The 25,118-nt window shown below is 45.1% G+C and carries 20 protein-coding genes; all 20 read left to right on the plus strand.

Annotated elements, in window-relative coordinates; genetic code table 11:
• Positions 1 to 933 carry an ABC transporter permease gene (locus ACSQ8P_RS14770; protein ID WP_236287527.1) on the plus strand — a complete coding sequence of 311 codons (933 nt, stop codon included), beginning with the start codon at positions 1 to 3 and terminating at the stop codon, positions 931 to 933.
• Positions 934 to 936: 3 nt separating this feature from the next.
• Positions 937 to 1,869, plus strand: coding sequence for an ABC transporter permease (locus ACSQ8P_RS14775; RefSeq protein WP_436235885.1), 933 nt, complete (start codon positions 937 to 939; stop codon positions 1,867 to 1,869).
• Positions 1,870 to 1,885: 16 nt separating this feature from the next.
• Entirely contained in the window at positions 1,886 to 2,920 is a 1,035-nt protein-coding gene (locus tag ACSQ8P_RS14780) for an ABC transporter ATP-binding protein (protein WP_436235886.1), read from the plus strand.
• On the plus strand, positions 2,913 to 3,887 hold the full coding sequence (locus ACSQ8P_RS14785; protein WP_056609662.1) for an ABC transporter ATP-binding protein: 975 nt from the start codon (positions 2,913 to 2,915) through the stop codon (positions 3,885 to 3,887). The genes ACSQ8P_RS14780 and ACSQ8P_RS14785 overlap by 8 nt, the downstream gene beginning before the upstream one ends.
• Positions 3,888 to 4,044: 157 nt before the next feature.
• Positions 4,045 to 5,679 carry a bacillithiol biosynthesis cysteine-adding enzyme BshC gene (bshC, locus tag ACSQ8P_RS14790; protein WP_436235887.1) on the plus strand — a complete coding sequence of 545 codons (1,635 nt, stop codon included), beginning with the start codon at positions 4,045 to 4,047 and terminating at the stop codon, positions 5,677 to 5,679.
• An 11-nt stretch (positions 5,680 to 5,690) separates the two neighbouring features.
• Entirely contained in the window at positions 5,691 to 6,953 is a 1,263-nt protein-coding gene (locus ACSQ8P_RS14795; protein WP_436235888.1) for an adenosylhomocysteinase, read from the plus strand.
• A 544-nt stretch (positions 6,954 to 7,497) separates the two neighbouring features.
• Positions 7,498 to 8,580: a DUF4349 domain-containing protein gene (locus ACSQ8P_RS14800; RefSeq protein WP_436235889.1), complete on the plus strand. Its 1,083-nt coding sequence runs from the start codon at positions 7,498 to 7,500 to the stop codon at positions 8,578 to 8,580.
• 126 nt (positions 8,581 to 8,706) lie between these two features.
• Complete coding sequence (gene mraZ / locus ACSQ8P_RS14805) at positions 8,707 to 9,144, plus strand: division/cell wall cluster transcriptional repressor MraZ (RefSeq protein WP_056612672.1); 438 nt, start codon at positions 8,707 to 8,709, stop codon at positions 9,142 to 9,144.
• Positions 9,145 to 9,233: 89 nt separating this feature from the next.
• Positions 9,234 to 10,184, plus strand: coding sequence for a 16S rRNA (cytosine(1402)-N(4))-methyltransferase RsmH (gene rsmH, locus ACSQ8P_RS14810; protein WP_436235890.1), 951 nt, complete (start codon positions 9,234 to 9,236; stop codon positions 10,182 to 10,184).
• An 18-nt stretch (positions 10,185 to 10,202) separates the two neighbouring features.
• Entirely contained in the window at positions 10,203 to 10,664 is a 462-nt protein-coding gene (gene ftsL2 / locus ACSQ8P_RS14815; RefSeq protein WP_436235891.1) for a cell division protein FtsL, read from the plus strand.
• Between the two features lie 15 nt (positions 10,665 to 10,679).
• A complete protein-coding gene (locus ACSQ8P_RS14820) occupies positions 10,680 to 12,974 on the plus strand; it encodes a penicillin-binding transpeptidase domain-containing protein (protein WP_436235892.1) in 2,295 nt (764 codons plus the stop codon).
• An 86-nt stretch (positions 12,975 to 13,060) separates the two neighbouring features.
• The gene (locus ACSQ8P_RS14825) at positions 13,061 to 14,989 is read left to right on the plus strand and encodes a stage V sporulation protein D (RefSeq protein ID WP_436235893.1); all 1,929 of its coding nucleotides are present in this window, start codon (positions 13,061 to 13,063) and stop codon (positions 14,987 to 14,989) included.
• A 109-nt stretch (positions 14,990 to 15,098) separates the two neighbouring features.
• Complete coding sequence (locus tag ACSQ8P_RS14830) at positions 15,099 to 16,589, plus strand: UDP-N-acetylmuramoyl-L-alanyl-D-glutamate--2,6-diaminopimelate ligase (RefSeq protein ID WP_436235894.1); 1,491 nt, start codon at positions 15,099 to 15,101, stop codon at positions 16,587 to 16,589.
• Positions 16,586 to 17,968, plus strand: a complete 1,383-nt coding sequence (locus ACSQ8P_RS14835; protein ID WP_436235895.1) for a UDP-N-acetylmuramoyl-tripeptide--D-alanyl-D-alanine ligase — start codon at positions 16,586 to 16,588, stop codon at positions 17,966 to 17,968. Before ACSQ8P_RS14830 ends, ACSQ8P_RS14835 begins: the two co-directional genes overlap by 4 nt.
• Before the next feature lie 75 nt (positions 17,969 to 18,043).
• A complete protein-coding gene (gene mraY / locus ACSQ8P_RS14840) occupies positions 18,044 to 18,979 on the plus strand; it encodes a phospho-N-acetylmuramoyl-pentapeptide-transferase (RefSeq protein ID WP_436239530.1) in 936 nt (311 codons plus the stop codon).
• Positions 18,980 to 18,982: 3 nt separating this feature from the next.
• Positions 18,983 to 20,377, plus strand: a complete 1,395-nt coding sequence (murD, locus tag ACSQ8P_RS14845) for a UDP-N-acetylmuramoyl-L-alanine--D-glutamate ligase (RefSeq protein WP_436235896.1) — start codon at positions 18,983 to 18,985, stop codon at positions 20,375 to 20,377.
• 99 nt (positions 20,378 to 20,476) lie between these two features.
• Positions 20,477 to 21,574, plus strand: a complete 1,098-nt coding sequence (spoVE, locus tag ACSQ8P_RS14850) for a stage V sporulation protein E (RefSeq protein ID WP_236287551.1) — start codon at positions 20,477 to 20,479, stop codon at positions 21,572 to 21,574.
• A gap of 7 nt (positions 21,575 to 21,581) precedes the next feature.
• Entirely contained in the window at positions 21,582 to 22,652 is a 1,071-nt protein-coding gene (locus ACSQ8P_RS14855; RefSeq protein ID WP_436235897.1) for an undecaprenyldiphospho-muramoylpentapeptide beta-N-acetylglucosaminyltransferase, read from the plus strand.
• A gap of 212 nt (positions 22,653 to 22,864) precedes the next feature.
• Complete coding sequence (gene murB, locus ACSQ8P_RS14860; protein WP_436235898.1) at positions 22,865 to 23,770, plus strand: UDP-N-acetylmuramate dehydrogenase; 906 nt, start codon at positions 22,865 to 22,867, stop codon at positions 23,768 to 23,770.
• Positions 23,771 to 23,785: 15 nt separating this feature from the next.
• The gene (gene murA / locus ACSQ8P_RS14865; RefSeq protein WP_436235899.1) at positions 23,786 to 25,054 is read left to right on the plus strand and encodes a UDP-N-acetylglucosamine 1-carboxyvinyltransferase; all 1,269 of its coding nucleotides are present in this window, start codon (positions 23,786 to 23,788) and stop codon (positions 25,052 to 25,054) included.
• Positions 25,055 to 25,118: the final 64 nt, after the last annotated feature.

Consider the following 25,118-nt stretch of genomic DNA (forward strand, 5'->3'; position numbering starts at 1 on the left):
ATGATTAAGTTCATTCTTCGCCGTTTCCTATATGCGCTTATTACATTATGGCTAATTGCAACATTTACTTTCGTACTGATGAAAAACTTGCCAGGTAATCCACTAGGAGAAGGCGCTGAGAAGATTCCGAAAGCTACGAGAGATATGTTGATGAAGCAATATGGTCTAGATAAGCCACTATGGGAACAGTACTTGACATTCATGAACAATATCATCCATGGCGATCTAGGAGCTTCCTTTCAATTCCCTGCTCACAAAGTAACTGATATTATCAAACAAGCTTTCCCTTCATCCTTAGAACTTGGATTAATTTCAATTGTAATCGCAATTGTTGTTGGTTTAACTTTAGGGATTATTGCAGCCTTGAAACATAATAAAGCTGGCGATTACACAGCTATGTTCATTGCGATCCTAGGTGTTTCCATTCCATCCTTCGTACTTGGGCCAATGCTTTCTTATTACGTGGGGGTGAAGTGGGGGATTTTGCCTGCTGGTTTATGGAAAGGCCCTGAATACAAGGTTTTACCAGCTATTGCTTTGTCCTTCGGTACAATTGCTATTTTGGCGCGGTTAATGCGTACGTCCATGTTAGACGTTTTGAATCAAGATTATATTAAAACAGCGAAATCAAAAGGTTTGTCAACTATAACAGTTGTAGTTAAGCATACAATTCGTAATGCGATATTGCCGGTTATCACGATTATCGGTCCAATATTTGTAAACGTCATCACAGGTACGTTAGTTGTTGAACAAATTTTTAGTGTACCAGGTTTGGGTAAACATTTTGTGTCATCTGTATATTCGAATGATTATACGATGATTTCTGGATTAACTATATTTTACTCAGCAATTTTGATTGTCGTTATCTTTATTACTGACGTTGTATATGGCTTAGTAGACCCTAGAATTCGTCTTGGGAAAGGCGGGAAATAATTCATGCAAACTCCAAATGAATCAACAGAGACTAACTACAAGTTTGCTCCCGTTTCAAATAAATCTCTAACTGGTGAAGTTATTGTACGACCTTCACTTAATTATTGGCAGGACGCATGGAGACGACTTAAGAAAAATAGACTGGCTATGGCTGGCTTAATTATATTGGTAACTTTAATCGTACTTTCGATTATCGTACCATTTGTTTCAAGCTACGATTATCAGACGCAAAACTTAAAGCTTAAAAATGCGGTACCAAGCAGTTCACACTTCTTTGGAACGGATGACTTCGGTCGGGATGTTTGGACGAGGGTATGGTGGGGTACTCGTATCTCCCTATTTATTGGTATAACAGCTGCTTTAATTGACTTAATTGTTGGTGTTATTTACGGCGGTATTTCTGCTTATTACGGCGGAAAAGTTGATGAAGTTATGCAACGCTCCATTGAAATTGTCTATGCGATTCCGTTCTTGTTGATTGCCATTCTATTGATCATGGTTATCGGCTCAGGGGTATCGTCCATTATTATCGCCTACAGTATCACAGGGTGGGTACCGATGGCGCGGCTTGTTCGCGGACAAATGTTGACACTCAAAGAGCAAGAGTTCGTACTGGCTTCTCGTACATTGGGAGCTTCTCCCATGAGAATAATTATGCGTAGCTTGATCCCGAATGCACTTGGTATAATTATCGTACAGATCACATTCGTTGTGCCATCTGCGATCTTTACTGAAGCATTCTTGAGTTTCATTGGTCTAGGTGTAAAGCCACCGCTGGCATCGCTAGGTAACTTGCTGTCAGATGGTGCTAACTATATTCGGTTATATCCGCATCGCCTTATTTTCCCGACGATTGTGTTCAGTTTAATCTTATTGAGCTTCAATCTACTCGGCGATGGGCTTCGTGATGCGCTAGATCCAAAAATGCGCAAGTAAGAAGGGGTGAATAATGATGAGCACCAAAGACAATTTACTAGAAGTGAAAGATTTGAGAGTTTCATTCCAAACTTATGCGGGTGAAGTTCAAGCTGTTCGCGGCGTATCTTTTTCTTTGAAAAAAGGTGAAGTGTTGGCGATTGTAGGTGAATCCGGCTGCGGTAAATCCGTAACGGCACAAACGCTCATGCGTTTAATTCCTACTCCGCCTAGTTATATAAAAAGCGGCTCTATTATGTTTGATGGAAAAGTGGATATTACTAAGCTTTCCAATAAACAAATGGAGAAAATTCGTGGCTCAGAAATGGGTATGATTTTCCAGGATCCAATGACTTCATTGAATCCAACAATGAAAATCGGTGATCAGATCACGGAAGGTTTGATCAAGCACGAAGGTTTAAGTAAAAACGCTGCAAGAGAAAGAGCGATTGAAATTCTCAAGCTAGTTGGTATCAACTCGCCTGAAGGTCGTATTCATCAATATCCACACGAACTCTCCGGTGGTATGCGCCAACGTGTCATGATTGCGATCGCTCTTGCGTGTTCGCCAAAGCTTCTTATTGCTGATGAGCCGACGACAGCGCTAGACGTTACGATTCAAGCTCAAATTATTGATTTGATGAAGAAGATCTCTGTGGAAACGGACTCATCCATTATCTTGATTACACATGATCTTGGTGTTGTTGCTGACATGGCTGGACGCGTTGTAGTTATGTATGCAGGTAAAATTATTGAACAAGGTACCGTAGATGAAATATTCTATGAGCCGCAGCATCCATATACATGGGGCTTACTTCGTTCAGTGCCGCGGTTGGATACGAACGCGAATGAAGAGCTTGTACCGATTCCTGGTACGCCTCCAGATTTGTTCGCTCCGCCGAAAGGGTGTGCCTTCGCAGCTAGATGTCCATATGCGATGAATCACTGTCTGGAAGAAGATCCGGCACATTCCGTGCTGTCTGAAACACATTCAGCGGCTTGCTGGTTGCTTCACCCGGATGCGCCGAAGGTTGAACGTCCTGTAGGAGTGGGAGGTAATAGGCATGTCTAAAACATTGGCCAAGTCTGAACAACCGATATTGCAAATTCGCAATATGAAGAAGCATTTCAATCTTGGAAACGGCAAGATCTTGAAAGCCGTTGACAACTTTTCAATAGAAATTAAACGTGGTGAAACGTTTGGTCTTGTTGGTGAATCCGGTTGCGGGAAATCCACAGCAGGAAGAACCATCATTAAGCTATATGACGCGACGGAAGGCGAAGTTATTTTCGATGGCGAAGATGTTCATAAGCTGACTGGGAAAAAGTTGAAGGAATTCAACCGGAATATGCAAATGGTATTCCAAGATCCTTACGCATCCCTGAACCCGCGTATGACTGTCGGGAATATCATCGCTGAAGGTATTGATATCCATGGCTTATACAAAGGTGCAAAGCGTAAAGAACGTGTTATGGAATTGCTTCGTGCAGTTGGTTTGAATGATGAGCATGCTAGCCGATTCCCGCATGAATTCTCCGGTGGTCAACGTCAACGTATCGGGATTGCCCGAGCGCTTGCGATTGAACCGAAATTCATTATCGCGGATGAGCCGATTTCTGCTTTGGACGTTTCCGTACAAGCGCAAGTCGTTAACCTTTTCAAAAGATTACAAAAGGAAATGGGCTTAACTTACTTATTTATCGCGCATGATTTGGCGATGGTGAAGCACATCTCCGACCGTATCGGGGTTATGTACCTAGGGAACCTTGTAGAGGTTACGACATCTGATGCACTTTATGCCAAACCGTTACATCCGTATACGCAATCTCTTCTCTCTGCGATTCCGATTCCAGATCCTGAGGTTGAGCGTACACGTGAACGTATCATTCTTCAAGGCGATGTACCGAGTCCGCTCAATCCGCCAAGTGGTTGTCCGTTCCGTACACGTTGTCCACAAGCAATGGCAAAGTGCGCAGATTCTATGCCGCCTAGCAAAGAAGTGGAACCGAATCACTTCGTTGCTTGTCATTTATACTAATAAGCCTAGCCGTCCCGATAGGGGCGGCTTTTTCTCGTTAACCTAATCGCTGCATAATTGTAATTAGAAAAAATACAGTTTTGACGATTTCAGGCCTACCGTGTACAATCAAAGGATAGTTGTTTTATTTGTTATGAAGAGGAGACACTAGTCGCATATGCAAATGGAAACTTTTCATTGGAAGAAAAATCAGACATTGGCAGAAGATTATATAACAGGTAAAGGAAACGCGAAGTCTTTGTTCCCTTATCATTTTGGAAACGTGGAAGATTGGCAAGCTCGTGTCGATTGGCTGGACGGTGCTAAAGATGCCCCGCATGTCCATCGTGAGCGGCTTGTAGAGGCGCTAGAAGCCTATAATAGACGTGTAGGGAATACGGAAGTAGCTTTCGAGCATATAGCAGCTCTAAGTGATCAGCAAACGCTAGTGATCGTTGGTGGTCAACAAGCGGGATTGTTTGGCGGACAGTTGATGATTCTATATAAAGCCATCACGATTATTCAATTGGCTCGGGAGTGGCGTACCAAGCTGCAACGCGCAGTCGTCCCGATTTTCTGGATTGCTGGTGAGGATCACGACTTCGATGAAGTCAATCACGTCCATGTTCTTTCGAATACGCAGCAGATTGAGAAGCTGAAGGTGGAGCATCCTACAGGTATAAGAACGTCCGTGAGTCGCTTGCCACTGTCCTCTGAGGCGTGGGAAGAGGCATTGCATAAGTTGGATCAATCGTTAATGGATACGGAATTCAAAGCGTCCTTGTTAGATAAAATGCGTTCAGCTGCAGAAGATGGAGCGACGCTTTCCGATGCTTTTGCTCGTTGGATGGCGATGCTGTTTGGCGAGTATGGGCTTGTCTTAATTGATGCGGATGAGCCTTCGGTTCGTGCACTAGAGTCAACTATGTTCGAAGACATGGTGGAGCAGAATGAGTCATTTACCGCATCCTTAATGCACAGTCAAGCTGAAGTCAGTCAAGCGGGTTATGGGATTCAAGCCGAAATCCATGAGGATGCTGCGAACCTCTTTGTTTTTGCCGAAGGTGCGAGGTTGCTGCTCCACCGTGAGGGTGAGCAATTTACGGATAAGAAAAAAACAGTTAGTTACACGAAGGCGGGACTTCGTGATAAAGCGATGTCAACACCGGAACAGCTGAGTAATAATGTCATGTCTCGGCCGCTCATGCAGGAATACTTGTTTCCTGTTCTGGCGACAGTGCTGGGCCCTGGGGAAATTGCTTATTGGGCGCTAACGAAGCAAGCGTTCGAGCATTTCCGTATGCGTATGCCGATTGTGGTGCCGCGATTAGAATTCACCTTGATTGAGGGTACGATAAAGAAGCAGATGGACAAATATGAGCTCACGTTGACAGACGTTTTAGAGCGATTTGATGAGAAGAAACAAGCTTGGTTGGATGCGCAAGATACGCTTCAGCTTAATGAACGATTTGAAGCCGTTAAGGAGTCGTTCCTTAGCACCTACGCACCTCTTGTTGAATCTCTAAGTGGGATTAATCCTGGTGTCAAAAAGCTGGGAGATACAAATCTGGCTAAAATCGTGGAACAGATCGATTATTTGCATCATAAGGCAAGCGAAGCGTCACATACACAATTCGAAGCAGCGATCCGTCAGTTGGACCGTGTTCGACTAACTATTTTTCCGTTAGCCAAGCCCCAAGAAAGAGTGTATAATGGGTGTGCTTATCTGAATCGTTATGGGAATGTTTGGCTGCATCATTTGCTTGAGACGCCAATACCCGTAGACGGCATGCATCGTATCTATTATTTGTAGGAGGAACGAAGATGACAACTGCAACAAACAGTATTGTAACTGACATGGCGCTAGCACCGGATGGTCATTTGAAAATTGATTGGGTTCAGGCGCATATGCCTGTTTTGAATCGAATTCGTGAGCAATTTGAGAAAGAACAGCCTTTCAAGGGTTTGAAAGTAACAATCTCCTTGCATTTGGAAGCTAAAACAGCTTACTTAGCGAAGGTTGTTAAAGCTGGTGGAGCTGAAGTTACCATCACGGGTAGTAACCCACTTTCCACGCAAGATGATGTATGCGCGGCGCTTGTTGAAGATGGAATCACTGTATTTGCAAAATACAATCCGAGTCCTGAAGAATACAAAGAGCTTCTTATAAAATCATTGGAATCCAAACCAGATCTCATTATTGATGACGGTGGCGACTTAGTATCACTTCTTCACTCCGAGCGTAAGGATTTGGCGGTTAATGTGCGCGGTGGTGCAGAAGAAACAACAACAGGTATTCTTCGCTTGAAAGCGATGGAGAAAGAAGGGAAGCTTGGTTTCCCAATGGTTGCTGTTAATGATGCATACTGTAAATACTTGTTTGACAACCGTTATGGAACAGGTCAATCCGTTTGGGATGGCATCAACCGTACAACAAACCTGGTGGTTGCAGGTAAAACCGTAGTTGTAGTTGGCTACGGCTGGTGTGGTAAAGGTGTGGCTATGCGTGCTAAAGGCTTAGGCGCTAACGTAATCGTAACTGAAATTGATGCGATAAAAGGTGTTGAGGCGTATATGGATGGTTTCGCTGTTATGCCGATGATTGAAGCTGCGAAATTGGGAGATTTTTTCGTTACCGTTACAGGTAACCGCGATGTCATCCGTGGCGAACACTACAAAGTGATGAAAGATGGCGCGATTCTATCGAACGCGGGTCATTTTGATGTTGAAGTGAACAAACCTGAGCTAGAGGCATTGTCTTCCTCCAAGCGTACAGTTCGACGTAACATTGAAGAGTATCAACTAACGGATGGTCGCAAAGTGTATATCTTAGCTGAAGGCCGCTTAGTTAACCTTGCTGCTGGGGACGGTCATCCGGCAGAAATCATGGATATGACGTTTGCGCTTCAAGCGATGTCCTTGAAACATGTGAATGATACTTATCAATCCTTAGGCAATACAGTTGTCAATGTTCCTTATGTATTGGATGAGCAAGTTGCTCGCTTTAAGCTTGAGTCCCTAGGTACGAGTGTAGACGCTCTCTCAGATGAGCAAAAAGCTTACTTAGATAGCTGGGATGAGCACTAGAATATACATGATGTGATATGAAGTGATAAAGATACCCTTTAGTCCACGGATGTGGATTGGAGGGTATTTTTGTTTGAGCTTGTTGTTGGTGGGAGGTAGGTGGCAGGTGAGGAGTCTGGAGCGAATAGATGGATTTTGTGTAGCTAATTTAGTGGAAATGGACTAATTAATAGTGTTAACTGGATTTTCAGCAGGTAATTTCAGGGTTTTTCGTCAAGCTGAGCAATGGGGGAGAATTAACTACATAAAATACATCTAAATCAAAAATTCAGTGATATTTTACTGAAATAACTGTATTTTTTCCAGCTAACTCTGCACCCGAGCCCGATGAACCCACAGCCCCACCAATACTCTACTCCTAAGAACCCCCACATCACAGTCGCGTCACCCGTTCAAGCTTCACTCCAATAAACTGAACCATCCCATATGTCACAAAAATCTTTATCTCTTTTATTCATTCCGCGTTGTTTCCATGCAACTTTCGAGTTCAACATTCCGTTTGAAGGGTGTATAACCTATAAATGGAAATTGGGGGCGTGTTGAAATGAGGATAAAGACAAGAGCAAGCTTAGCGCTAATGATCGTCATGTGTATGTTGGTGTTGGGGGTGTTAGCAGGATGTAGTTCCTCCTCCAAGAGCGAACAAGCCGCGTCCATGGCAGATTCAAAAGGTGAAATGAACAGTGTACAAACGTCAGGTGCGACAGCGGATCAATTTGCCAACAAAGATGTAAACACAAGTAATGCCGCTCCAGCAGCAATGGCGAAGGAATCAACGACCAAAGCACCTGCGGTGGATGGTAAGACAGCTGCACCAAATGTTGTGATGCCTGCTAGCGGAAACGATCAAGAAGCTGGTTTTAATCGCAAACTCATTTATCGGGCTAATCTCGTGATGCCAGTTGAAGACTATAGCAAAGCTCAAACCCAGCTGCGGGATCTCGTTGCATTAAGCGGTGCTTATATCTTGCAGTTTTCAGAGAGTGCGAATACAGGTGAAAAGGGCGGGACGTATACGATTAAAGTCGCTGCGAATGGTTTTGTATCCATGCTGGATGGCCTAGAAAAGATAAGCCCTTCGCTCCAAAGAAATGTACAAGGGCAGGATGTAACGGAAGAGTATGTGGATCTTAGCTCTCGTCTGACGGCCAAACAGCTAGTTGAGGCCAGGTTGCTAAGCTTTATGGAGAAAGCATCGAAGACGGATGATTTACTAGCGTTTTCTAATGAGCTAGCCAAGGTACAAGAGGCGATTGAGCAAATCAAAGGCAGAATGCGTTATTTGGATCAAAATGTTTCGTATTCCACCATCGAGCTGCGCATGTATCAACAAACGGGTAAAAAACCGTTGCTATCTGACCCGAATGAACTAACTTTAGCGGAGCGCGTTGAAAAAGCATGGGGCTCTAGCCTGAATGTCCTAGTCGCAGTGCTTCAAGGTGTCCTTGTTTTCCTAGCAGCCGCGGTGCCAGTTCTGGTGATTTTACTCCTCATTGCCATCCCGATTTGGGTATACAGACGCAAGCGGAACCAGCAATTGAAGGAATTGCGCTTACAGCTGAAGGAGCAACAAGTAACTGAAAATACACTTGAAGATACGGAACAAGGAACAAAAGGCACAGAATAGACCCAAATAATGAAATAAATTTAATTAATCCTGCTAACTAAGCAGGATTTCTTTTATTTTTAGCGAATATTGATTCAAATGTGGTGAAAAGTGGTACAAAGTGGAGGGAAAGGGGGGCTTGATGCTATGTTTATGGGTGAATATCAACATAGCATTGACGAGAAAGGCCGAATGATTATTCCGGCAAAATTTCGTGAAGCCCTTGGCGAAGCTTTTGTCATCACCCGTGGTTTGGATCAGTGCTTATTTGTATACCCGCAATCCGAATGGTTAATTCTCGAACAGAAGCTGAAAGCATTGCCATTAATGAAGTCAGATGCACGTGCTTTTACCCGGTTTTTCTTCTCCGGTGCAACAGAGTGTGAGCTTGATAAGCAAGGGAGAGCCAACATTCCAAGCAATCTCGTCGACCATGCCAAGTTAGAGAAAGATTGTGTCGTAATCGGTGTTTCTAATCGTGTGGAGATTTGGAGTAAGCAAGTTTGGGAAAGCTATGCCAATGAGTCTGAACAGTCATTCAATGAAATAGCGGAGAAGCTGGTCGATTTTAATTTTGATTTATAGAAATTTTGAGTTTAGTTTTGCTTAAGCAAAACTAAGATTATGCTTACGAAGATAGTTTTGCCAAGGCAAAACTTTTAGGAGGACAACGAGTGTTTCATCATGTGACTGTACTTAAAGAAGAATCTGTAGAAGGTTTACATATAAAACCAGATGGCGTTTACGTGGATTGTACAATGGGTGGTGCGGGCCATAGCTCGCTGATCGCTTCCAAACTAGGACCAGAAGGGTTGCTTATTGCCCTTGATCAAGATGATGTTGCCTTAGCCAATGCGCAAACGGTGCTTGCACCCTATCTAGATCGCGTAGCAATTATCAAAAGCAACTTCAGAGAAATCGAGCATGTACTACGTGGTGTACCCAAAGTTATGAAGGATGGCAGACCCCAGGTTGATGGCATTTTGTTCGATCTAGGCGTATCTTCTCCGCAGTTGGATGATGGTGATCGCGGATTCAGTTACAACCATGATGCCGAGCTTGATATGAGAATGGACCGGGATACGCTGCTCACCGCCAAAACGATCGTCAATGAATGGCCTGCTGACAAAATTGCTAAAGTTTTATTCGAATATGGGGAAGAGAAGTTCTCAAGACGAATTGCGGGTGTCATTGTAGAAGCGAGAGAGAAGAAAACGATTGAAACAACGGGTGAACTCGTGGAATTGATCAAAGAGGGTATCCCAGCTGCCGCAAGGCGGACAGGGGGACACCCGGCCAAACGCAGCTTCCAAGCATTACGAATTGCAGTGAACGACGAGCTAGGCGCGTTTGAAGAAGCGCTTCAGCAATCACTTAACTGTTTAGCGCCACAGGGTCGCATTGCAGTCATTACGTTTCACTCCTTGGAGGATCGCATTTGTAAACAATTTTTTGTGAAAAATGTGGAGAAATGTACGTGCCCGCCAGCTTTTCCAATGTGTGTTTGTGATAAGGCTGGAGATTTGAAGCTCGTTACACGTAAACCAATTCTACCTAGTGAACATGAATTAGAAGTCAATCAAAGAGCAAGATCGGCGAAATTAAGAATTGCAGAAAAGCTTTGACCAAGGGAGGAATAAGCGATGGCATCATATATTCAAGGCAATTTGGCACTTGATCCGAAACGTAAACCGAATCCTGGGCAGCGTGTTAAGATAAAAGAAACTACCAAGGTTGTTTATCGAAATTCCTCATTGCCTGCACAAGAGAAAATGCTCTACTTATTCACAGTTGTTCTGTGTGTTATTGTTGCTGGCGTGATCATTTGGCGGTTTGCGGCGATCTATCAGATGAATGCGAATATTTTGAAAATGCAAGGTGAAATCCGTGAAATTCAAGCACAGAACAGTGCGCTCAAGCAAGAAGTTGAGAAGCTGCAAAGTCCAGATCGTTTAAAAGAGGAAGCCGTACGCCTCGGGTTTAATTTACAAGATGAGAAACAAGGTAATGCCGTAGCTCAAACGACGACAACTACGAAAGCGAAATCTAGTACAACGACAGCTACAACGAGTGGTAAAAGTACGAAAGCAGCTTCTAAACCGTAACAGGCAGGTACTCATATGACAAAAAAAATTAAGCTACGTTCTTTGCTACTCGGAGGGTTTTTCACCCTTCTTTTTGTTGTCCTCATGGTTAAAGTCTATTGGATTCAGGTCGTAGAAGCAGCATGGTTGCTAGAGAAGGCTGAGAAGAGATGGGAAACGGATAAAGTGCTGGCTCCCGTACGCGGTTCGATCTTGGATCGTAATGATAAGGTGCTTGCTGTAGAGGCAACGGCTTATACGATAGCCCTAAATCCGAAAGTGATTGATGCTTTGCACATTGCTGAGGATGTGACTCAGGGGCTGGCTGATATTTTGAAGGAATCTGAGGCGAAGCGCGCTGAGCTAGTAAATAAGATTCGCGAAAGAGCAACGAAAAAAAATCTTGATGGGACAGACTTCGCTGCCAATGTAGAAGTGCGCAACGAAGGTTGGAAGATTGATAAAGAGAAGGCGGATCAAGTTCGCATGCTCATTACTAATCTACAAACGAAGCTCAAGTTGGGGACTAGAGCGAGCGTAGGGATTTCGATTCTTGAAGATGAAAAGAGATACTATCCGGGTGAAACGTTGGCATCTCATATTCTAGGGTATACCAACAAAGAAGGTGAAGCAGCGCTTGGCTTGGAGCTGAATTTAAACGATACACTTAAGGGTGTTCCAGGGATGTTAAGTTATGAAAAGGATGGTAAAGGTGTAGAACTTCCCGATGCAAAAGTCAACTTTAAACCAGCGGAAGACGGAAATAATGTTAGACTTACTATCGACAAGAACATACAGTTTTATTTAGAGAACGCGTTAGCCAAAGTTAACGACAAATGGCATCCGAAGAGCTTGACTGCGATCGCGGTTGATCCGAAAACGATGGAAATTCTTGGGATGGCGAATACGCCAAACTTTAATCCGAATACGTATTGGAATTATGATCCACAGAAAGATTTTAGAAATGGCGCCGTCGCTTCCCGATATGAACCTGGATCTACTTTTAAGTTAGTGACCCTTGCAGGAGCTGTGGAAGAGGGATTGTTTAATCCGACAGAAACCTATCAATCGGGTTCGATTAAAGTCTCGGATCGCATTCTCCATGACCACAATCTAGTCGGTTGGGGGAAAATCACCTTCTTAGAAGGTCTGAAGAGGTCTAGTAACGTTGCTTTTGTAAAGCTGGGAATTGAGAAGTTAACGCAGAATAAATTACGCGATTATATTAATAAGTTTGGATTTGATCAAAAAACGAACATCGATATGCCTGGAGAAGTTAAAGGGCTCATTGACATGAAATATCCGTCTGAGTACGCAACGGCAACCTACGGGCAAGGGAAAGTCGTTGTGACGGCCATCCAACAAACTGCTGCTTATGCAGCCATTGCGAATGGTGGTAAATTGATGTGGCCGCACATTGTCAAGGACATTCTTGATCCTAAAACAGGTAAAGTAATCACGGCATATGAACCCCAAGTAATCCGACAAGTTGTGAGTCCGCAAACGGCAACGCAAGTAAGTGGTTATTTAGAGCAAGTCGTATCCGACCAAGAAGTAGGGACTGGTAAACTTGCCTATATGGAGGATTATCGAATAGCAGCCAAAACAGGGACAGCGAATATCGTACTTCCTGGTGAAAAAACGTACTCATCCGATACGTGGGTAATCTCATTTATTGGCTATGCGCCAGTAGAGGATCCACGGATTCTAATTACACTTATCGCAGATCAGCCTGATCTTGGCGGAAACTATCATTTAGGCGGACAGGTTCTAGCGCCTGCTTTCAAAGAAATCGTGGGTGAGTCTTTGCAATACATGGGCGTAGCATCGAGTAAAAAGCCGAAAACGATCACCAAAGAAGCGAATCGTCTCAATGTTCCGAACTTGTTAGATATTACTTCTACCAGCGCGAAAGATACTGCCAAAGACATTGGGCTATCACTTGAAGTGTTTGGTAAAGGTGAGAAAGTAGTTGATCAGTTCCCGAAGGCGGGCACTCAAATTTTATCAACCCAGCATATTTACGTGGCGATGCAACCAGTCGAGGAAATGCCGCTTCCGAATCTAGTTGGCAAATCTCTGCGAGATGCCGTAGAGACATGTTCCTTCTTCAAAATTGATTGTCAAACCTCAGGGGAAGGCTATGTATCTGAGCAAACTGCTGCTGGAGAAGGTCGAGGAGTTACGCTGCAACTTAAGGCGTTAAGTGATAAAACAGACGCTGCAAGCGAATCAACCCCTGTTGCAACGCCTACAGGTTCACTTGCGTCGTCACCTACGCCTACCTCCAAAACGGAGACACAACGAACGACAGCAAATAAGCAACGTTAGTGAACAGCTTGTTCTAACCCCTGTTTGTCCCGAATAGTCATGTTAGGAATGAACATGACAATAGTGGGAAGGGAGACTGAACGTACATGCGGGCTTCTAACGTTACCGTTCGTCGCAGATTGTTTACGGCGATAATCATTGGAACTGTCATCTTTACAGCACTTATCATCCGTTTAGCCTATGTTCAACTTTGGATTGGACAAGACCTCGCGAAAAAGGCGGAAGATAGTTGGCGAAGAGAGATTGCTTTCGCACCTAAACGAGGGGAAATCCAAGACCGAAACGGGTTGACTTTAACGTATAGTATGAGTACGCCCACGATTATTGCCATTCCCGTGCAAATTCAAGATGCCCGTGGTACAGCTGCTAAGCTTGCAGAAGTGCTAGAAGGCAATGAAGAAGATATTTACAAACAAATTACCAAAAAAACCTCGCAAAACAATATAAGACCTTCTGGTCGTAAAATTTCGATTGAGAAGGCGCAAGAGGTTAGAAAACTAGAATTACCAGGTATCGTTGTAGCGGAAGATAATAAACGATATTATCCTTATGGTTCGCTTGCTGCACATATTCTTGGCTTCGCAGGGATCGATAAAGGGCTAACGGGGATTGAGTCAAAATACAACTCACAACTGACAGGCCTGGCAGGAAATATTGCCTATATGACAGATGCGGCTGGCCGGAAATTAGCTGGCACAACGGATACCTACACACCGCCAAAAGACGGGTTGAATGTAAAGTTAACCATTGACAGCCATTTGCAATCGGTAATGGAACGTTCGTTGGACCAAGCGATGGTGCAATATCAAGCGCAGAATGTCATTGCAATTATGATGGATCCGAATACCGGCGAAATCTTATCGATGGGCAGCCGTCCCACATATGATCCTAGCAAATATATGGAGTCCCCAGCCGAAACCTATAACCGCAATTTACCGATTTGGAAAACGTATGAGCCAGGGTCTACATTCAAGATTATTACGCTAGCCGCAGCACTGGAAGAAAAGAAAGTAGATCTAAAGAATGAGCAGTTCTTTGACCCAGGGGCAATTGAAGTTGGGGGCGCACGGTTGCGGTGCTGGAAACGTGGTGGACATGGCAGTGAAACGATGCTGCAAGTTGTTCAAAATTCATGTAACCCGGGGTTCGTCGTGATGGGACAGCGATTAGGGAAAGAAAAATTGTTTGACTATATTTCACGATTTGGTTTTGGTAAAAAGACAGGTATTGATCTTGGCGGTGAAGAGAATGGGATTATGTTCAAACCATCGCAAGTAGGTCCAGTGGAGTTGGCAACAACAGCTTTCGGTCAAGGGGTTTCGGTTACACCAATCCAGCAAATTACCGCGGTCTCTGCAGCGATCAATGGCGGCAAGCTATTTAAGCCATATGTTGCCAAATCCTTTTCCAATCCAGATACGGGTGAAGTTGTCGATGTTGTTGAGCCAGAGTTAGTCCGAAATGTCATCTCGGAGGATACGTCCAGACAAGTTCGTGAAGCGCTGGAGAGCGTTGTTGCAAAGGGGACAGGTCGCAATGCATTTATTGACGGCTACCGTGTCGGCGGAAAAACAGGAACAGCCCAGAAGGTTATCAATGGACGTTATTCACCTGATGAGCATATCGTGTCATTCATTGGCTTTGCGCCAGCGGATAATCCGAAGATTGTTGTTTATGCGGCTGTGGATGATCCGAAAGGCATTCAATTCGGAGGCTTGATTGCAGCTCCTTTAGTCAGAGATATCATGGCCGATGCCCTGCGTTACATGAAGGTTGAACCAGACAAAAATCAACTTGATAAAGAATATCGCTACGGTGAAATTCCAGTTGTTGAAGTTCCGGACTTGGTTGGAGCGTCAGTTGATGATATATTAGAAGACCTGAACATGAATTTTAAGTTGGCCAAATCAGGGAATGGGAAGTATGTCATCTCTCAAGCACCTAAAGCCGGGTCACGTGTTGATCAAGGCTCAACCATACGTATTTTCTTATCAGATGTTGATCCTGAGAAGTAGGGATTCTCACAGAAATAAAAAAAGAATTACAAAGAAGACATGTTTGGCTTTTCTACTCGCATAAAATTGTCCATAATAGATAGGGAAATCAAGGAAGAGAGGGTTGCTTATGAAACTGCAGGAGCTTGCTTCCGCACTGCTCATTACCGATATACATGGCGATAAAGACACGGAGATCACGGGAATTGAGGCAGACTCTCGTAAAATAAAAAAAGGGGATTTGTTTCTTTGTATCCCTGGATTGACAGCTGATGGCCACGACTATGCCCCCAAAGCGATTGAGCTCGGGGCTTCTGCGCTTGTTACGGAAAGAGTGCTGGACGTACCTGTCCCTCAACTCGTTGTAAAAGATGCCAGATATGCGATGGCGGCGCTTTCCGCCCATTTCTTCGGATATCCCAGCAAAGAACTCAAGATTATCGGTATTACGGGAACGAACGGTAAAACAACCTCTACGTATTTATTGGAGAAAATCATCGCGGATCAAGGCTATGCGACAGGGTTAATGGGCAATATCCATATCAAAATTGGTGATGAATACATAGAAAATAAAGCCACGAATACACAGGAAGCTTTGGAACTCCAACGTATTCTAAGAAAAATGGCTGATGCAGGGACCGATTATTGTATTATGGAGGTCTCTTCTCATGGTCTAGATATGGGAAGAGTGAAGGGGATTCAATTCCGTTCAGGTATTTTTACGAATTTGACACAGGATCATTTGGATTATCACAAAACGATGGAAGGCTATGCGGCAGCGAAAGGATTGCTATTCTCTCGACTTGGCAATGGCTTCTCAAAGGATCCGAATGCTCGCCAGTATGCTATTCTTAATGCTGATGATGAGGCTTCACAGACTTTTCATCGCTTGACAGCTGCACAAGTCATTACGTATGGTATCGAAAACGATTGTGATGTGCGGGCCTCCGATATTCGGATGACTTCACAGGGGACGGAATTTCAGCTGCATTCCTTTGCAGGGGAAGCTTTCTTTCGCATGCAATTGGTAGGGAAATTCAATGTGTATAATGTGCTGGGGGCAATCGCTGCGGCGTTAGCAGAAGGGATTCCCTTGGAGGCCATCCGTATTAGTTTAGAGCGTATCGCTGTAGTGGAAGGCAGAATGGAAGTTGTCAACGAGGGTCAGGATTATTTGGTGTTGGTCGACTATGCACATACGCCGGATGGTTTAGAGAATGCTCTTTCTACGGTAAGTGAATTCGCGGAGGGTAAGATTATTACCGTTTTCGGTTGTGGCGGTGATCGTGATAGAACAAAACGTCCAATCATGGGGAAAGTTGCAGCACACTATAGTGACTATGTGTTTGTGACGTCTGACAATCCTCGGACGGAAGATCCTGAAGCCATTTTGGCAGATATCGAGCCGGGGCTTAAGGATGTCCATTACCCAGAAAATCAGTACATTTTACTAGCTGATCGTAAAAAAGCGATACAAAAGGCTATTGAAGAGGCAGGCCCTAAAGATGTAATATTGATAGCGGGAAAAGGCCACGAAACGTATCAGGATATCATGGGTGTCAAGCATGATTTCGACGATCGTTTGGTGGCTAAGGCTGCGATAAGGGGGAGAACACAGTGATTCAACGTACATTAGGTCAAATAGCAACGATGCTCCACAGCGAGGTGTCTGGTGTTTATGGTGACATTTTGATTAAAGGAGTATCTACAGATACACGTTCGATTCAAGCTGGCAGTCTGTTTATCCCGCTTATCGGAGAGAATTTTGATGGTCACCAGTATGCGGAAGATGCTTATCAGAAAGGGGCTGCGGCTATTCTCTGGCAAGATGACCACGGTACGGTGCCAAGCGGTATCCCTTACATTCAAGTCGAGGATACACTTGCAGCGCTTCAGGGGTTGGCAAAAGCTTATCGCAAAGAGCTCTCTGTGCGAATCATCGGCATAACAGGAAGTAATGGGAAGACGACGACCAAAGATTTGGTTGCAGCTGTCCTAGGAAGCACTTACGAGGTTCATAAAACAAAGGGAAACCTGAATAACCATATTGGTTTACCGCTTACGCTCCTTCTTCTTGAAGAAACGACGCAATTTGCAGTCGTCGAAATGGGCATGAGTGGACGTGGCGAAATTGCTTTATTGTCTGAAATTGCTGAGCCGGAAGCCGCAATCATCACCATGATTGGTGAGTCGCATATGCTTCAACTTGGTTCTAGAGATGAGATCGCCCGTGCGAAAGCGGAGATTGTTACCGGCATGCCGAGTGGCAGCTTGATCATTTATAACGGGGATGAGCCGTTAATTGAACAAGCACTGGGCGAGTTGGATCTGCCAGAGGGCTTGCGTCGTATTCGTTTCGGCCAAGGACACGATAATGATCGTTACCCAACGGATATCCGCATGGATGCGGAAGGGGCTTACTTCACCATCAATTCTCCTGGGTACGCGGAATTGTTTGTTCCCTTGCTTGGCACGCATAACGTCGTGAACTCGCTCGCGGCCATTGCCGTCGGCGAGGCCTTCAGCGTCACGCCAAGTGCCGTTGCAGCGGGGCTTCGCGCGCTGCAGATGACAAGCATGCGCATCGAGAAGCTCACGGCAGCCTCTGGGCTGACCGTGCTTAACGATGCGTACAACGCCAGCCCCGCCTCCATGCGGGCGGCGATTGCCTTGACCGAGCAGCTGAGCGGCTTCGGTCGGAAGTTCCTCGTGCTCGGCGACATGCTGGAGCTTGGCGAGCACGAAGAGCAGTTCCATCGCGGCATTGGTGCGATGCTGTCGCCGGAACGTGTAGACTACGTCTTCACGTTCGGGCGTCTCGGCCGCTTCATCGCGGATGAAGCGACGAAGCGGTTCCCGCAGGCGCAGGTGCGCGCCTACGACGATAAGGCGCAGCTCGCGGATGAGCTCGCAGCTCTCGCAAGCGCCGAGGATCTCGTGCTCGTGAAGGGGTCGCGAGGGATGCGTCTCGAGCATGTTGTCCAAAGCTTATTAGCGTAATAGATTGCAATTTATGAAATAGAGTGACGGAAATGAGCAGGGGGAACCAACGTGGAAAACGCAGTATTATTAACAATGGGTGTGGCATTTGTGCTTGCGCTAATCATGGGGCCATTATGTATACCTATTTTACGACGTATGAAATTTGGTCAGCAAATTCGTGAGGATGGCCCGCAGGGGCATCTCAAAAAACAAGGAACACCAACGATGGGCGGCGTTATAATTTTACTCGCCCTTTCTTTGGCAACACTTCGTTTTGCTGACAAAAATACAGATTTACTCATTTTATTATTAGCTTCATTAGGTTACGGACTTGTTGGATTCCTTGATGACTATATCAAAATTATTTTTAAGCGTTCATTGGGACTTACAGCAAAGCAAAAGCTTTTTGGTCAATTATTGATTTCAGCCATTGTCTGTTATTTACTCGTTATGCAAGGACATAGCACTGATATTTATGTACCGTTCGTTTCGTATCATATGAATGCGGGTTGGTTGTATTTCCCGTTAATGGCCATTTTGATGCTAGGCGCTTCGAATGCGGTTAACTTTACAGATGGCTTGGACGGCTTATTAGCGGGGACAAGTGCAATTGCATTTGGGGCTTACACCATTATTGCTATGAATAATACACAGCCAGAAGCTGCCATCTTCTCAGCGGCGATGGTTGGTGCCGTACTCGGGTTCCTCGTCTTCAATGCGCATCCTGCCAAAGTATTTATGGGTGACACCGGCTCTTTGGGAATCGGTGGTGGGCTTGTGGCCGTTGCCATCTTAACGAAAGCAGAATTACTTCTTGCTATTATTGGCGGAGTTTTCTTAGTTGAAATCCTATCTGTTGTCATCCAAGTTGTTTCTTTCAAAACAAGGAAGAAACGCGTGTTCAAAATGAGTCCGATCCATCATCACTTTGAGTTGGTTGGATGGTCTGAGTGGCGAGTCGTAATTACTTTCTGGGTTGTAGGTCTAGTGCTTGCTGTGCTCGGATTATATATGAATGAGGTGTTGTAGAACATGAAGCATCCGCGGGATTATCGTGGACTTGAAGTGATTGTACTTGGCTTGGCTCGCAGCGGTGTCGCTGCAGCTAAGCTTTTTCATCAAAAAGGAGCTCTCGTCACAGTCAATGACAAAAAGGAACGAAGTGCGTGCCCTGAAGCCGACGAATTGGAGGCTCTGGGTATTTCTGTTGTATGCGGGTTTCATCCGGAGTCCCTCGTGCATGAAGGGGTTGCGCTGGTTGTCAAAAATCCAGGGATTCCGTATTCGGTAGATCCGATTCGTAAAGCAGAAGAATTGGGTATTGAGGTTGTGACAGAAGTTGAGGTAGCTTATCAATTCTGTGAAGCACCCATTATTGGGATCACTGGTTCTAACGGGAAAACAACGACTACAACGCTGATCGGCTTAATGCTGGATGTGGCAGGTTTGCAGCCAGTTGTCGCAGGGAACATTGGCCGTGCTTTGACTGAAGCTACACCTGAGGTGACGGCTGAGAATTGGATGGTTGTTGAATTAAGTTCTTTCCAATTAAAAGGCACAACAGCGTTCCGTCCAAACATTGGCTTATTGTTAAATGTTTACGAAACACATCTAGATTATCATGGCTCCATGGACGATTATATCGCCTCTAAAGCAAAAATTTTTGAGAATCAAACAGAGACTGACACCGCTATTTTGAATTGGGATAACGAAGTGTGTCGACGTCTCATGCCAAGTTTGAAAGCGAAACAATTTCATTTCTCACTGGAAGAAAAGCTTGCATATGGTGTCTACTTGGATGCGGAGACGGACTGTCTTGTGTATGCGAACGGACAGAATTATATCGAGTCTATAATGCCGGCTTCTGAAATGGGCATACCGGGAAGCTTTAACGTTGGCAATGCGTTAGCAGCCGCTGCAGCGGCCATTACAGCTGGCGTAGCACTGCCTGTGATTGCTGATGTGTTAAGAAAGTTCCAAGGCGTAGAACACCGCCTAGAGCTTGTGAGAGAACTTGATGGTGTAAGTTTTTATAATAACTCTAAAGCAACGAATGCAGCCGCTACCATAGTGACCATTGAGGCTTTCAATCAACCTGTTGTCTTGATAGCTGGCGGCTTGGATCGCGGTTCGGATTACATGGAATTGTTACCAACTTTTCGTGAACGCATCAAAGGAATTGTCACTTTAGGGCAAACCAAAGAGAAAATCAAGCATATTGCCGAGTTGGCAGGGATTAGCAAGGTACAAACCGTCGATACTGCTAAGGATGCAGCGGACGCGGTTTCACAAGCCGTGCAGCTTGCCTGGCAAATGAGTGAGCAAGGAGACATTGTGCTTCTATCACCAGCTTGTGCAAGTTGGGATATGTTTCCATCCTATGAGGACAGGGGACGCATGTTTAAGGAGTCCGTGCATAACCTTTAAGTAGGGCTTATCCACTCTAATGGACTAGTAGGTGAACAGACCGATGTCTGTAAACTAGCCAGTAGGAGGGAGCCCACAACTGACAAAGAGGTGTCTGTAATGGGTAAAGCACGCTCCGCTCCTGACATTTGGATTATTATTCCAACCTTGCTGCTTTTGACAATCGGCGTTATTATGGTCTACAGCGCTAGTAGTGTACTTGCGTTTCGTGAGTTTGGTGATTCTTTTTATTATTTAAAAAGACAACTGATTTTCGCCGTACTAGGAATTGTAGCGATGTTCTTCACGATGAATGTGGATTATTTGGTGTGGAAACGATTTGCTAAGTTGGCCTTGTTTGTTTGCTTTGGTATGTTGGTCATTGTTTTGATTCCTGGTATCGGCGTGATTCGTGGCGGAGCCAGAAGTTGGCTAGGTATCGGAGCTTTCGGGATTCAACCGTCTGAATTTATGAAAATAGGGATGATTCTCTTTCTTTCCAAAATGCTATCTGAAAATCAGTCCAAGATTACACTGCTAACCAAAGGGTTGATGCCGCCTTTAGGTATTATGGGGTTGGCATTCGGTCTGATCATGCTGCAGCCTGACTTAGGAACTGGGGTCGTACTTGTTGGTGCGTCGCTCTTAATCATTTACACGGCTGGCGCAAGATTGCTTCATCTATCCTATCTAGGTATGATAGGGGTTGCGGGTTTTATTGGACTCGTTATTGCCGCTCCATATCGTCTAAAAAGGATAACAGCCTTTCTAGACCCGTGGCAGGATCCACTTGGCGCTGGTTATCAATCTATTCAATCTTTATATGCGATTGGACCAGGCGGACTAGTAGGACTTGGACTCGGAATGAGCCGGCAAAAGTATAGTTACTTACCAGAGCCGCAAACTGATTTTATTTTTTCCATCATCGCTGAAGAACTTGGTTTTATTGGAGGCACATTGGTTCTACTGCTATTTACCATCTTAGTATGGCGGGGGATGCGTGCAGCTATTACAGCACCTGACACATTTGCCAGCTTAATTGCAGTAGGAATTATCGGCATGATCGCCGTACAAGTTATTATTAATATTGGCGTAGTTATTGGGATGTTTCCGGTAACTGGCATTACGCTGCCTTTCATAAGTGCAGGGGGGTCTTCACTGACACTCATGCTGACATCCGTCGGCATCCTGCTTAATATATCCCGCTATTCGAGGTGACAGGGGAATGAAGACAATTGTATTTACCGGAGGAGGCTCCGCTGGCCATGTTACCCCTAATTTAGCTCTGATTCATAAGTTGAAGCAGCAAGGTTGGGATGTCAAATACATAGGCTCGGCTACAGGTATTGAAAAAGAGATCATTGATCGAGAAGGGGTTCCCTTTTACCCGATTTCTTCAGGGAAATTGCGTCGCTATTTTGATCTCAAAAATATAAAAGATCCATTTAAAGTCATGAAAGGTGTTTATGAATCGTATCGGTTACTTAAACGTTTGAAGCCCGCCATTGTCTTTTCGAAAGGCGGGTTCGTTTCCGTTCCTGTCGTTCTTGGGAGCCGTATGAACAATATTCCTGTTATTATCCATGAATCCGATATGACACCAGGACTGGCGAATAAAATTTCGATTCCTTTTGCAACGAAGGTCTGTGTTACCTTTCCTGAATCCCTTTCGCATATTAAGGGCGGGAAGTCTGTTCTTACGGGCTTGCCGATCCGTGAACATATCAATAGTGGTAAAGCTTCGCGTGCGCATCAGCTATGTGATTTCCATTCTCAGAAGCCGGTAATATTAGTCATGGGTGGAAGCTTAGGTTCGCAGGTGCTGAATCAAGCTGTACGCGCTAACTTAGGTCGATTACTCCAACAATTTCAAATTGTGCATTTGTGTGGTAAAGGAAATGTGTCTACAGAGCATCTTCCTACCCGTGGATACAAGCAATTTGAGTATTTGAACGAGGAGCTTCCTGATGTACTGGCAATGACGGAACTCGTCATCTCCCGTGCAGGCGCAACGTCTATTTTTGAGTTTCTAGGTTTAGAGAAACCAATGCTGTTAATACCGCTATCCCGTCAAGCCAGTCGAGGAGATCAGATTCTGAACGCAGCATCCTTTCAGAAGGCAGGTTACGCCGATGTGATTCAGGAAGAAGATTTAACCGCTGACGGACTTGCCGATCATGTCGAAGCGCTTTACAAGAACCGTGAGACTTATAAAGCAGCTATGCAATCACGTAATGAGAGTGATGCTGTAGCTGCCATCGTGAAATTAATCGAAGCGCATAGTAATTCGTTTTGAATTTGTTAAAGCGTATAGGCGATTGTCACACTCTAACCGATTTTACATAAACTACACTATAACCGTGACAGACACCTAAGGCTTCATAAGTGAGCAAGGAACGAAGAACGGCCGACTTCGTTAAACTCCTTATGAATGAAATGTCAGAACTTGTATGTCTTAGATCTTACATTTCTACATTTCGCCCTACGTTCTGTGAAGGAGGTTTTCCCATGCAGAAGTTAATAGCCGACTTAAAGGCATCAAATATTGGCGAGATAAGAACGAATGAACGACTGGCTCCTTACACCACTTGGAAAATCGGCGGTCCGGCTGATTGCTTGATTATTCCCCACTCCAAAGAGCAGGTAGCTGCATCCATCAAGTTTCTTCATGAGCGTGGCGTTCCTTGGACCGTTATCGGAAGGGGCTCCAACTTGCTTGTGGGAGACAAAGGAATTCGAGGCGTCGTGATTAAGTTAGGTCAGGCGCTAGATACCCTTCGTTTTGAAGGTGCGATGGTCTACGCAGGAGGGTCCTATTCGTTCATTAAATTGTCTGTACTCGCAGCCAGAGAAGGTTTGACCGGACTGGAGTTTGCTTCAGGGATCCCCGGTTCTGTGGGAGGCGCCGTCTACATGAATGCAGGGGCTCACGGGTCCGATGTGTCACGCATACTCAAGCAGGCTGAAGTCATCCTGGATACAGGGGAATTGGTCGTCATGCAGGCAGAAGATTTACAATATGCTTATCGACATTCTATTTTGCACACATTGCCTGGCATTGTAACAGAAGCTGTCTTTGAATTACAGGTTGGAGACCGCAACGAAATCGCAGGGGCCATGGCCGCTTACCGAGATCGGCGACTGCGTACCCAACCTCTGCAATTAGCTTGCGCAGGAAGCGTATTCCGTAACCCCGAAGGGGGCTTCGCAGCGAAGCTCATCGAAGAAGCAGGCCTGAAAGGCAAACGTGTCGGTGGAGCAGAGATCTCTATGCTTCACGCCAATTTCATTGTTAACACGGGAGAAGCTACAGCCGAGGACGTTCTCACTCTTATCAACGAAGTGCAGCAGATCGTAGAGCAATCGTACGGTATTAAGCTAGTACCTGAGGTTCTGGTAATGGGTGAGAGGTAAATCGGAGGTGGAATTTTGGAGAAGCTCGTTATCGAAGGTGGAAGACCTCTTACGGGAGCCATCCAGATACACGGCGCTAAAAACGCCGCATTACCCATATTAGCTGCGTGCTTACTTGCTAGTGGTACGCATACTTTACACAATGTTCCTAATCTGCTCGATATCGACACCATGCTGCATATTCTTCGTTCACTAGGTTGTCGAGCCGAGCAGCAAGGAGATACGGTAACCATTACAACTTCCACAGTTCATTCCTCCCACATCCCCGAAGAATTGATGGGTCAGATGCGTTCTTCCATCTTTCTCATGGGTCCGCTGCTCGCTAGATTCGGCACTGTCACTGTATATCAACCTGGCGGCTGTGCAATCGGCGAACGTAAAATCGATTTGCATCTCAAAGGTTTGCAGGCTCTTGGAGCCGAGATTGAAGAATATGCCAATAGAATCGTTTGTACCGCAGAAACATTGCAAGGCAATGAGATCTTCTTGGACTTTCCAAGCGTCGGTGCGACCGAGAATATTATGATGGCCGCAGTGAGAGCGGAGGGCACGACAACGATATATAATGCTGCACGCGAGCCAGAGATACAGGATTTGCAAAATTTCTTGAATGCGATGGGCGCTGACATTATCGGAGCAGGAACAGATACGATCACGATTCGTGGCGTTAATACGTTGTCTCCTTGCACATATCGGATTATTCCAGATCGTATTGTAGCTGGGACCTTTCTAGTTGCTGCAGCGGCAACCAGAGGAAACATTACTTTGGAAAGAGTAAACCCTGCTCATTTAACCTCTGTTATCCATGTGCTTAAGCGTGCAGGTGTTCAAATCATCGCAGACGGTGATATAATACATGTAAGCTGCAAGACAAGACCCAAAGCAGTTGAACGTATCGTGACGTCGCCTCATCCTTCTTTCCCAACGGATTTACAATCACAAGTTATGGTACTTTTATCTCTAGCAGATGGACTAAGTGTGATGAAAGAAACGATATTTGAAGGTAGATTTAAGCACGTGGATGAATTGTCCCGGATGGGGGCGGATATTCGCGTAGATATGAGTTCAGCCTTTATCCGTGGTGTGCCAAGGTTGTATGGAGCTACAGTTGAAGCAACTGATTTACGGGCTGGTGCTGCTCTTGTAATCGCCGGTCTAGCTGCGCATGGCACGACGATCGTTGAGCAAATTCATCACATCGATAGAGGTTATGATAGGATCGAACATATGCTAGTCAGACTTGGGGCTTCTGTGCGTCGACAAGCTCCGGTTCCCAGTGAGTAAAATCTTGTTTGGCTATCGCGTATCCCTTCCTGTAAGCAGGAGGGGATTCACGATATTCACTCGA

It is taken from the genome of Paenibacillus sp. LjRoot153, from assembly GCF_964253085.1.
Lineage (GTDB): Bacteria > Bacillota > Bacilli > Paenibacillales > NBRC-103111 > Paenibacillus_E.